Genomic DNA, 12,142 nt, shown 5'->3' with positions numbered 1-12,142 from the left:
ATTCCTAGTTTAGGAAGCTTTATAAAGGAAAGGCATTTTATGTTGAATCTACCCATTTATAACCAATACCCCAAACCGTTTTAAAATGCTTGTCAATCGGAAACCCTGATTGCCGAATTTTCTCTCGCATATTTCGCACATGTGAGTCTACAGTTCGCCCTTCTGTATTCGAATCGAATCCCCAGATTAATTCAATTAAATGTTCCCGCGTAAATACCCGATTCGATCGTTTCATAAAGTGACCGATCATTTTAAATTCAATCGGCGTTAATTTAATGAATTGTCCCCGATATAATAACTCGTATGCGTCTTCTCTAAAACGTAAACCATTTATATCAATTTCTGATGCCGGTTGAACTCGTCTTAATAAAGCATTGATTCGCGCAACTAATTCTTCTTCATGAAAAGGTTTCGTTATATAGTCATCCGCACCTAAGCGCAAACCTTTTACTATATCTTCTTGTTGCTCTCGAGCTGTCACCATAATAATCGGGATGTCTGAAGTAGATCTAATTTCTTGACAAAGCTCCCATCCATTCATATCTGGCATCATAATATCTAGTAAAACAATATCGAAATGCTCATGCTCTAAATAGTTTAAAGCTTCTTGTCCTCCGAGTGCTTTTTTACACGAAAATTGATGTGGCTTCAAATATAAAGTTAATAAATCTAACATGCGCTGTTCATCATCAACGAGTAATACTTTCTCCATGTCACTCACCCTTAGGTAATATAATCGTTACGGTTGTCCCTACTCCTAATTCACTATCAATTGTCATCTTTCCGCCATGTGACATAACAATTTCTTCAGCTATTGGTAAGCCAAGTCCAGAACCACCACTATGTCTAGAGCGGGATTTCTCCACACGATACAAGCGTTCAAATACATAGGGAAGATCATCTTTAGGAATTCCTTCTCCCTCATCTTGGATGGCAATTGTCATATGGTCAGCCGTTTCTAATGCATCTATAATAATCTGACTTCCCTTAGAAGAATATTTTCTAGCATTATCTAAAATATTTAGCAAAACTTGTTGCAGCCTATTCGGATCAACATAAGCTTCTAAACCGTCTGGACAGTTAACCGTAAGATGGATATTTTTTTCAGATAGAACCGGTCGAGTTCGCTTTTCTACAGAATATAACACGTCACAAAGCTTGACATTTTCTCGCACAATGACAAAATTATGCTGATCCATCTTAGCTAATTCAAATAAATTTCTAATCAACTCCGCTAACTTTTCAGCCTCTTCCTGAATAATCTTACTGAAAGACACGATATCTTCTCTCGATAATTGGGGGCGATTCATTATTTCCGCATATCCTTTAATATACGTAACAGGTGTTCGTAATTCATGAGAAATACTTCCTAAAAACTCATTACGCTCGGACTTCATTCTCTCTAATTCATTCGATAATTTAGTAATCGAGTTGGCTAAATCACCAAGCTCATCATTTCTGTTCGTGTGAAGAGAGACATGATGACTGCCTTTACTTAGCTGTTCTGTTGCTTCTTTCATTCTGATTAAAGGTTGAGTAATAAACCGTGATAAAATAACAATGGTGATAACTGTTAGTCCTACTGTAATAACACTTATAATTGTAAATTGTTCACTTAATTGATGAATCGTCTTTTTTATAAAATCTGTCGGAGCAAACATATAGACAAATCCTCTATCTTCCCCATTAATCATTATTGGGCTACTCGTAGCGATATATTTTTGTTCGACCCAACGCGCTTCAACGATTTTTCCTTCTGGTGGTATGTTTTTCGCTACCGTTTTTTCAATAATGGATACCATTTCTTCTTCAACAGGATCCGAAGAAATCAATACGTCTTCTTGTTCATTTGTAACTATCACGATAAATTCAGAAGCAGACTCCATAATTCCAACATGCTTTATAGTAGAATGATCATAATAATCTTCCAATACATCCCGATGTGTATTACCACGAGCCAATAAACTTTCCATTACCTCTTCCACTCGGTCATTGGCTAGATTAGTATAGAGGGTAAAAAAGATAAACGCTTCTATGATTAATATAAACACAAAAAACAGAAAACCGATTTTAAAGGAGATTTTATTAAACATCTTCATCCCTCTTTAACTATGACTTCATTTTGTATCGTGTCATCTAATGGCAATAAAATTTACTTACATGTGATAAAACATATCGATAAGATATATCAATTTAATACGTTAGTATTTCAACTTCCTAACTCCAGTATAAATAATATTTATCCAGAATGTGTGCAGAAAGTTTTAGCGAGCAAATATACAAATGTAAATCATTAGACTATAATGACTTCAAGAACCATGATTTGCTTGAAATTTATTTATTTCGTATCACATCGAAAAAATACAAGTGAATCCTAAAAAAATACGTTTAAACTTGAGGTGCAATGACATGAGCAAATTAAATTACAGTAAAATAATTAAGAATTTTCTTTCCTTTGCTAAAGACGAGGAAAGTATACGAGCTGCCATCATTGTCGGATCTCAGGCCAGGCGGGAAAAACCAGCAGATCAATGGTCAGACTTGGATCTTGTTATTTTTTCAACGGATCATACCAATCTATTAAAACACTATAAATGGATTCATAACATCAGTAAACCTATGATCACCTTTCTTGAAAAAACAGCTGTTGGAGGTGGTATGGAGCGACGCGTTTTATTTGAAGGAGGATTAGATGTTGACTTTGCTATCTTTCCTATCTCTACTTTAGATAATATGCTCAATCAAAAAGAAGTGTCGGATGTATTTTTTAGAGGAGTCCAGGTTTTAATAGATAAAGATCATCGCCTCAAGTCAATCATTCCGCAAAAAAATCAGACACCGGTTATACCATCAAAAGAAAAAATCATGAATGATATGCATGATTTTTGGTATCATGCCGTATTAACAGCTAAAAAACTACGGCGAGGTGAAATATTATTAAGTAAGTCAATTTGTGATTCATATATGAAAAATCTCCTTGTCTCTCTCATCAAAACCGAAATAAAACTACGAAAAGGACCCGATTACGATACATGGCATGGCTTTCGTTTTTTCGAACAATGGGCAGACCCCGACATCAAAGAATCATTTAAAAAACTATATGCTCCATACGATGAGAAAGAAATTTGGCATGCTTTAATTAACACAATGAATGTCTATGAAAAGCTGGCTAAAAAGGTCTGTCATTCAATGGGGATTGAATATCCACTAATGGCCAATCGATATGCTGTTCAATTAGTAGAAAAGATGTTAAATGAGATAGGTTTGAAATAGCCGAACGAAAGGTTGATTACCATGCAGGCAAATAACATACAAATAAAACACAATCCATCATTAAACGTAGAAAGTACTGAAGCGTTTCTCATTTCCATTTTCGGAAACGATAAGGACACAGTTGAAGATTTTATATACAGAATAAAAAACAACATATGTACATTTGCAGCATACAACGAAAACAATATGATCGGTCTCTTAACAACGTGGAAAAATAACTTTCATCCTTATTGTACTTACTTCGCACTTGCTATTAATCCAGTTTATGGAAATGAACTCGCTCATAAATTGCTTCATTGTATTGAAGATAACGTCATTCATCCAATTCAGACAACCGTTTGGGAAACATCGTATTTACTTAAATCGTTTTATGAACTGGCTGGTTTTAAGGAAATTAGAAGAACCTATATGCCGAGGCTAAGCGTAGCTCCAATAAACATTCAAACATACAAGAATCAGCTTAAGCCGACCCAGGGCTTCATTTATAGTCTGAAAGATATAGAGGCGAATCATGACTTATGTAGCAAATTACTCCATCTTGTTCACGATACCTATAAGAAAACACATACAGCTAATCCAGTCGGAACAATTGATGAAGATCAATGGGGTAAACTCATTTTCGAAGACGATACTATTTTAGAAGCAAGTTATGTCATATTATCAAATGATAACATTGTTGGATTTGCCTTGCTCCATGTTTCTGATATGCCAAAAACATTAGAATTTGGCTGGCGGGGAACGAAGAATGCAGTTGATAGAAGCGCTTTATTAACACTCTGTTTAAACCAAATTAAATACGCAAAAGACAATCAGTATGAATTTATCGATGCCGAGATTGATACAACAGATCCATTTCAAATTGAATTGATGAAACATCTACCATTTGCACCCGCTCCAACATTAATAACATTTCAAAAAAATGGTGTTTAGCGTAGCTTCAACGTTTTTAACGTAAATGTTATGATGACCCTCTTAGGCTTTTGTTTATTTTCATTCCTAGATTAATCCCTTGTTTTTTTCGTAACCCGCGCTTCGTTTGTAATCGGCTCTGGAACAACTTTTCCTTCATACATCAGTACGTCTGCATAATATGTAGGACTAGAATAAAGCCCCTTCTTCGCCCGTTTAGAAACAACAATCCTCTTTGCTTTGTTCGCCATGTAACACACTATAACTATCCCGGTATTCAGTTACTAACTCTGCCGTACATGAGGATAAAACACCAAACGCAATTAAAGCGATTATAAAATAAACAATTTTATCTTTCATCATATCACCATTATACGTTTTAGTTAAATAGGAATAACGACAAAGTCTTAGAAACATTCACCATATCCTATTTTATATGGTATGGCTCCCACCTCAGGTTGCGGGAGTCTGATTTAGGATTGCTAAATTTCTGAATCAGAGCGCTCAATTTTGACCCATCGGCGCTCGATTTCCGCCTGTCACCGCTCGATTCCTACCCCGCACTGCTCGATTTTATTTTCAAGCGTACTATTCCAAAATCGTCAACTTCAGTCCTGGTAGTTGTTTTACTAAGTTCAAATAAAACTCAGATCGAATAGAAAACATCGCAAACTCCTCATGTGTTGTACATGTAAACCATTCAAAATCATTTTTTATAAATGTAAGATCCTCAGGTAGTTCTGGTGCTTGCCAAGCATACAATGACTGGGCTAAATTTTGTAGTAACCTACATGTATCTTCATTTACATCAATAACATAAACCGTTGCCGCTGGACCTAATGTGATTGTATTAGCCCATTCTTTTGTTTTATACTTTTCTATTATAAAGGGGTTGAACTGCTTTAAAATCTTCTTATTATACTTTAATTCTTTCCTTGTAATAAAGTAAAATCTATCGGAATGTTGACAGAGCATCTGTATCAAGTGACGATACGTATCTCCACTCGGATTTTCAACAATTTCATAGTTCACCATTTTGTCACCCACTTTTGTTTTTCTCTTATTATGACACATCATTAAAAAGTAATAAACTACTTTTATTTCTTATATAACTGCATATTTCTTTTAGCATAATATTGAGTTACCGGCATCGAGCAATCCTTTTTCGATAAATATTAAAAAAACGAGAGAAAAGTGTTTACTGTTAAAGAATTGGAGATTAATAAAAGTTAGGGTATTCACAACGGTAATCCATTAGGGTATATCTGTTTTCCATTGCAAATATTAGAATAAAAAATGAGCGAGGTGGAAAGCACAACTTTACCACCTCGCAAAAATATACTAAATAAAGCAGCCCATAAATTCTAGCTTAAGCCAACTCGATTCCTAATCCCAACTATCGATGTTTTAAGTGCGTTTGGGTCATGTCTTGTAATATATGCTTTGCGAAAATGATTTAAGTATTCGTTGTCATGCCCTTTTGGTGAAATAATAATTAATTTCCGCTCAAGTTCTTCGGCATATAACTCGAACACTTTCGCCTTTCGTCCTTCGTCTAAAGCACTATCGAATTCATCAAGGACTATAAAACTCGGATTCGTGTCTAGTTCTTGCAATAACGCTAAGGCAAATAATAAAGAACTAAGTGACTCTTCACCACCCGATACCCCTTTTCCGACACGTCCAGCCCTCGCTTTTAAGCTGACATCTTCCATTTTACCGCGGTGACCTTGTTTACGAACTTTAATAAATAAACGGAAATTGATTCTACCATTCTTTTCTTCATACTTATCAAAATCAATTTCACATTCGAATTGGAATTCATTCATATAACCTTGGAATAATTGATGGATTTGAATAACTTTCATTCGGATACTCGTCATTAAATTTTCTTCAATTTCTTCAGCACGTGCTTTGTTTTTTTCTAGTAATGCTTTTAATTGATCCAATTCTTTCTTATTTTGTTCGTACGTTTCTTTCATTTTAAAATAAATATTTTCTGCTTCTGGATTGATTCCTTCTTCATTCTGTGCGATTTGTAAACCATTTCGAGCTTTCGTATACATATTTTGTAATTTAACTTCTGACCGCGCACCTAGTCGCTCTTGTTTCGATACCTCTTCGTAGAGCTTTGGATAAAGGTTCTTCATATCGATTAACTCTTCTTCATATTTTAAAATATTACCTTGATATATGTCCTTCCCATCTATTTTATCTTCTATCTGCCTCTCAATAGCCTTTTGTTCATTCTTTTTAAAGTCAATATCAGCATGCAAATTTTCTATTTGGCGGCCCATTTTTATTTCTTGTCTCTCAATTTCATTTAATTGATCCTCTAATTCTTCAACTTTACGTTGTAATAAACGTATATGTTGCTCGATTTCTTGGTGCTTTTCTTCCAAACTTGATAACAATTCTATTTTATCTTTTAGTTGTCCAAGTTGTTCATACACATCAAGCTCATTTTGCAGCTGACCTATTTCAAATTCTAAACGCGCAATTGCATTCCATACTTCTTTTGCCTGAAGATCTAAACGTTTGTTTTCTTCATCGATGGCTTCAAGTCGATCACGAACCATTTTTAATTGTTCATTTTTTTGATTAAATGCAGGGATTTTCAATTGAAATCCTTCTGCTTCCACTACTTGATTAACAATACTATGTAAATGTTGCAATTCCTTCCTTGTATGTTTATGCTTTTCTTCAAGCTGTTGAAATTCCTTTTTAAGATTCAAAATTTGCGTTCTGCAGTTTTTCTTTTGAATCTTCAATGCTTTTTCACTTAAAATATATGTTTCTCTTTCTTGAGTTCCACGAACACCTTGCGAGTCAATTAATTGCCCATTATCAATATACGGGTATTCTTTAGACATCAATTGTTTAATCCACCAAAGTACTTTTGAAGCAAAGGCTTGCTCGTGTTTTTCTAAATCCAGTTTCATTTGAAGTTGTAATTCCGGAATACTGTCCAAATAATATTGTGGAATAATCTTCCTTAAAGACACATGGTACAAGTCATTAACTGCAGGAACGTACTTCCCATCATAAAACACCGTATATTTAATCGCATCTAGCTTTTTTTCAGCTTCAATGGATGCGTCAGCATGTAATTCAATAAGACTTTGCAATGGATACGCCTGTACACCTACACGTTTCATCTGTTTTAAAACGTCTTCTTGTCTTTTGGAAACGGGTTGATTTGCTTCAAGTGCTCGAAGCTGAGCTTCTGATGCTTGCAAATTCTTCTTAATCTCGTCCAATAATTCCCGTTGCTCTGACATCTGCTCTTCTAATAGTTGAATCTGCTCTTTCACATCATGACTACTTTTATATTGCTTTAGCAATGCTTGATATTTATTCTGTTCTTTTTTAAACTGTTTGATCTCATTCTCTAATTGCGCTTCTTCTTTCATAAGTAAGATCATTTCTTCATGTAATTGCTGTTTCGTATGTTCAATGTTTTCGATGTGTTCGTTTTTCTTTGTTAATTCTTCTTCATTTTTTTCAAAGTGTGCTTTCGTTTCTGCTTCTGAAAAGCGTAATTTTCTCTCACTTTCGCGAACATCCTGAACTTCTTCTTCCAGCTTATCAAGCTTATCTTGTAACAATTGTTCCTGCTCTTTATTAGTTGCTAAATCTTTCTCCTTTTTATCACATTCACTTTGTAATTTTTCTCTGCTAGCCGTTATCATTTTCTTCTGATGTTGTAACTGTTCATAATCTATTTGATACTGGTGATTGATCTCTTTTTTTCTCTCTAAATCAATAGATAAATCCTCGATTGTCCGTTCTGTTATATCATATTCTTTTCGATTTAAATCAATAAGAGCATGTAATGATTGAAGCAGTTTTGTCCCATTTTTATGAATTGATTCGCGGTTTTGTTTTAAGCGCTCATAGTTTTTTAATGCAAGTTGCATCCTTAATTCATCATTATTAACGGATATTTCTGCATCTTGTACTGAAGCTTCATTCTCTTTAACACGTTCTAAACTCTTTTCCCAATTCTGCTGAATATGTGTAATATTGTGCATTTCACTAAACACACGAAAACGCTCTTCTGGTGACATGGTCGCGAACTGATTGACTTCTTGTTGATACCAAATTAAATAATAATGATCAGGATAAATTTTATACTTTTCTAGCAGCTCACGTTTGTAGTCAGTAAAGTTAGGCTGTCCACCAGAACGATAAATTGCTTTTGTTTCTATCTGATCAACCTCATCACCTTCTGAAATACGATAAACCTGTTTAATCGGCTGGCCTGGTAATTGTTCTAAGTCGAGCGAAAATTCAATATAAAGTGGGGCATCAATACGCGTTTCGCCTTCATTTTTAAACATAAAATGAATAGCTGCACGCCATGTTTTTTCAACTGGTAAATTATTTGAACGTAATCCTTCAATGGCCACCTTACTAGATTTTAAGACAGCTCCCATACAAAACGTAATCGTTGACTTACCTGACCCATTCGGACCGGCAATTAAAATATGTTCATTCATCCCCGATAAATCGAGTGATGTCGGTTCATAATCTCTAATACCATGGAAGCGTAATTGATGTGGAATCACTCTGAATCATCTCCTGAATATTGGACATTATATCGTTTAAAAAATTTCAGAACTTCATCTTTATTAAACTGTTGTGACTGACTAAATTCTACTGCCCGTCTTAAAAAAGAATCCGAAAACATATTGACACCAATGGCAGTTAATTGATAGGCTTCCTCGTCTGAATCAGAATGATAATCAACAACCGCACCAATTTTCCGTAATGTATCGATATTCACTTTTAGTTTTTGACTTGCTTTCAACTGTTCATGACCAAACGCTTCAAACAATTGTGATAGTAACGTAAATTCATGTTGGAGCACTTCTTGTTGATAGAACATCAGTAATAAAATGGCCATCGCTTCTGATGATAAAGTCGATTTAGCCATACGTGCTGTCGCTCTTAACATGACGATGACTTGGTCACGCTTTTTATCATAAATGACTTTATAGTAACGGCTTAATCCTTGATTGACACGATTTATAAAAGAATAAAAACCATCATCATCGTCTGGACTAATTTCTAATATTTTCGCTACATCTTTCCGAGATAAACCAAAATTACCCGCCCGAATGGTAGCTGATGATGAATATAATAGATGCATAAACACCATTTCTTCTTTTTCTGTTAAATAAGATTGCAAGGCATTCATATTAGCTAACGGTTGGTGATTACTTTTTTCGTTGGCGGACTTTATGTTTTCGGTCTCCATCTTTTATCCACTCCCACTCTTTTTCATATGTTTTCGTCACATCTAACTGTTTCATTTCCACTTTTTTATTGCCTACTAGAGCAGATGTCGCCATTAATGAACGAATCGCATCCCCGAATTGAGGTGTCGTTGCTTCAATAATTAACTGTTCTAACTCGGCTTCATGGTACTTTTCTAAATATCCTTCAATCGCTTCTGTATCGATAACCGCTTTCGTCATCGTCCAGGCAGCTTCACTGAATACGTCTTCCATATCCATTGCATCAATCGTATCTGACTGATATGTGATTTCTTCTTCTACGGTAATTTCTTCATCCACATACGGTTCATAATGCTCTAAGTAATCAATACCATCCTCAATGGCTTGACCTGATAAAAAAGGTGCCATTTTTACAGGGACCCACATCCCATCTATTGCTTCATCAGGATAAACATCTTGTTCCATGAAACTTAAAATTTGATGTGCATTCGGAATGTCCGAATCAACTGACGGATGAAACATCTTTTCTATAAATTGCCTAACTTTTTCAGGGGCAATCGATGAACCAATATCTGTCGACTGCATACTAATAAATTTTAAATATTTATTGATCATGCCAAGACTTAAACTCGTTCCTTCCGCTAATGCATCTGTTCCTTTTTGAATGAGATCGCGCATCATTAAACCGTCTTCTACCGTTGATAAACGGTCTAAGCGTTCTTTCATTTTGACATCTAATTCATCCATCAACGCATGAATCCGTTCTAATTCTGGAAGTGCATCTCGGTCAGCTAATAATTCTAATTCCCGTTCTTTAAGTAGTTCAATCGCATCATTTAAATGCCGAATCATACTTGCAATGGCGTGACCACCCGATATCCCATAATCATCGTAAGCTTCACTAATTTCTGCATCACGTTTCGCTTGAAAAAGTGAACGCCCAATATCATCTTGCATATAATACGCCAATGAATCATTCGCAGCTCGGATTAGTGCATCCATCATCCGCTTCCCTGTATTTCTCATTTTTAATCGCTTCGCTTGTTTTGTAATCCAGTTATATTTCACTAAAATATTCACATAGCGTTCAATTCTCTCTTTTGTCGGTGGTTCAATGTCCTGATACGTATTCAAATAACGATAATAAACTGTATCACTATCAGCAACTGGATCATCTAAACCTAATGACTCCCGATGGAAAAAATGAATCACCCGTAAAAACACTAATATTTCTAAAGGTGCCTCAAATGTCTTTGCATTTCCCAACGCACTAAAAACACCGGCTAATGAGACGATATCACGCATTGTTTGATACATTTCAGCACTTTCCGCCTCTTGATTAAACACAGAAATTAATGGTTGATCCACTTTTTCCATTGTTTTTCATCTCCTAATACTTCTTCTTGCTCACGTTTTGTTATAGACAGTTGATGTTGTAACCAATTTTTATACGCTTCATAATCACGGAATATCGAACCATCCGAAGCAATCCATTTAACCGTGACATCATCTGGAACAATTCGGTAGGCGTCGTAAGCAATGGATAAGCCTGATTCATCATAATCAGTCCATATTAATATCTGCTCAACACTTGGGCTGTGACTAATTTGTTGTGTGAATGTATGATGACTTGAACGAATATGGCCATCTAAACAAATAACAATCGAAGCTGTCTCCTTCAAAAATGTTGGTGAAGCTGTCATCCTTGTTAACATCGCTCGATTTTCCACCAGCCATAACACATGGTCTACGGTCTGAAACTGTTCATTTACTAAAGCGACATCTGTTACAGCATGTAATGCACCTGCTTGAAAGTTTGCGTATCTTCCTTTGACATTACCAGAAAAATAGACGGAATGAACCCTTCCATGACTGATCATTCCAATGACTTCCGGCGTGGCTTGTAACCACGTTTCTAGTAGATTCAGAAAGTCGTCCTTATACCGATCAAATACTTTTGAACCACCGATTTTTTTAAAATATGATGCACCAATCTCTTTAAAATCAAACATCGGTTTCGTTTCTCTTAATTTAAGCAGGGCGATCAAAAATTTTAAAAAGATAACCCTTTTATGTACTGTCCAATCTTGAAATCGGTCGCCTTTCTCGAATTCTTCATAATTGAGTGAAAGAATGTGATTAATGTGGTGTGAAAATGAAGCTGAAATATGATCTGGTATTGCGCAATGACTCAATTGTTCCTGAAGTTGAACAAATGTCGCAATTTCTTGTTCAATTTTCTGCTGTCTTTCCCTTTCTATATAGGCATATAACGTTGGACCCATGTAATAACCTTCAGTAAGAGGTGTGCGTTCATCATCAGATAATGTTACTTTACGAATAATCCAGCCCTCTGCTAGCCAATGACGTAACGTGCCATCATCTACCGAAATCGGTTTCGCTTTATTAATCGATAGTTTTAAGTCTAGCAAACTTTTATCAGGTGAAGACGTTGGCTCTAACGGTTTTATACCAACCCATAATTCAGCTAAACGGCGATACGTTCTTGGTGTTCTTTTGATAATATAGCCATATAGTAAATCTGAATCATCTGTATCTAACCACTCGATTTGTTCATTCTTTTTTAATATATAGTCTTGGATAAATTGCTTTGCACCGTACACGTTATTCACCTCGTTGTTTTACTAGAGTCATATACCTTTATCATACCATGTTTATCTATGCTTTATGGATATAGCCTTATTAGAAAAAGTGGT

10 protein-coding genes are annotated in these 12,142 nt (G+C 35.3%); 2 read left to right on the top strand and 8 right to left on the bottom strand.

Translation table 11 applies throughout. The features are described from left to right. Nucleotides 1–37: 37 nt before the first annotated feature. Nucleotides 38–712 (bottom strand): response regulator transcription factor, encoded by a 675-nt coding sequence (locus VIG73_RS01360; RefSeq protein WP_331638619.1) that lies wholly within the window; start codon nucleotides 710–712, stop codon nucleotides 38–40. A 1-nt stretch (nucleotide 713) separates the two neighbouring features. Beyond that, nucleotides 714–2,093, bottom strand: a complete 1,380-nt coding sequence (locus VIG73_RS01355) for a HAMP domain-containing sensor histidine kinase (RefSeq protein WP_331638617.1) — start codon at nucleotides 2,091–2,093, stop codon at nucleotides 714–716. A 316-nt stretch (nucleotides 2,094–2,409) separates the two neighbouring features. Between VIG73_RS01355 and VIG73_RS01350 the strand changes: the two genes are divergently transcribed. Beyond that, nucleotides 2,410–3,273: an aminoglycoside 6-adenylyltransferase gene (locus VIG73_RS01350; protein ID WP_331638614.1), complete on the top strand. Its 864-nt coding sequence runs from the start codon at nucleotides 2,410–2,412 to the stop codon at nucleotides 3,271–3,273. Nucleotides 3,274–3,294: 21 nt separating this feature from the next. Beyond that, nucleotides 3,295–4,203, top strand: coding sequence for a hypothetical protein (locus tag VIG73_RS01345; protein ID WP_331638612.1), 909 nt, complete (start codon nucleotides 3,295–3,297; stop codon nucleotides 4,201–4,203). 71 nt (nucleotides 4,204–4,274) lie between these two features. Here VIG73_RS01345 and VIG73_RS01340 read toward each other — a convergent pair whose 3' ends face one another. From VIG73_RS01340 to VIG73_RS01315, 6 genes are all read right to left on the bottom strand, one after another. After that, a complete protein-coding gene (locus tag VIG73_RS01340) occupies nucleotides 4,275–4,433 on the bottom strand; it encodes a hypothetical protein (protein WP_331638610.1) in 159 nt (52 codons plus the stop codon). A 337-nt stretch (nucleotides 4,434–4,770) separates the two neighbouring features. Next, on the bottom strand, nucleotides 4,771–5,217 hold the full coding sequence (locus tag VIG73_RS01335) for a hypothetical protein (RefSeq protein ID WP_331638608.1): 447 nt from the start codon (nucleotides 5,215–5,217) through the stop codon (nucleotides 4,771–4,773). A 329-nt stretch (nucleotides 5,218–5,546) separates the two neighbouring features. After that, nucleotides 5,547–8,753, bottom strand: a complete 3,207-nt coding sequence (locus VIG73_RS01330; protein WP_331638606.1) for an AAA family ATPase — start codon at nucleotides 8,751–8,753, stop codon at nucleotides 5,547–5,549. After that, nucleotides 8,750–9,445: a hypothetical protein gene (locus VIG73_RS01325; protein WP_331638604.1), complete on the bottom strand. Its 696-nt coding sequence runs from the start codon at nucleotides 9,443–9,445 to the stop codon at nucleotides 8,750–8,752. Before VIG73_RS01325 ends, VIG73_RS01330 begins: the two co-directional genes overlap by 4 nt. Continuing rightward, nucleotides 9,405–10,802: a hypothetical protein gene (locus VIG73_RS01320; RefSeq protein ID WP_331638601.1), complete on the bottom strand. Its 1,398-nt coding sequence runs from the start codon at nucleotides 10,800–10,802 to the stop codon at nucleotides 9,405–9,407. Before VIG73_RS01320 ends, VIG73_RS01325 begins: the two co-directional genes overlap by 41 nt. Further along, nucleotides 10,778–12,049 carry a hypothetical protein gene (locus VIG73_RS01315; protein WP_331638599.1) on the bottom strand — a complete coding sequence of 424 codons (1,272 nt, stop codon included), beginning with the start codon at nucleotides 12,047–12,049 and terminating at the stop codon, nucleotides 10,778–10,780. Before VIG73_RS01315 ends, VIG73_RS01320 begins: the two co-directional genes overlap by 25 nt. Nucleotides 12,050–12,142 lie beyond the last annotated feature (93 nt).

This window comes from Cerasibacillus sp. (assembly GCF_036516575.1).
Lineage (GTDB): Bacteria > Bacillota > Bacilli > Bacillales > Amphibacillaceae > Cerasibacillus.
The sequence above is the reverse complement of the archived record's forward strand: the minus strand, read 5'-3'. Positions and strand labels throughout refer to the sequence as shown.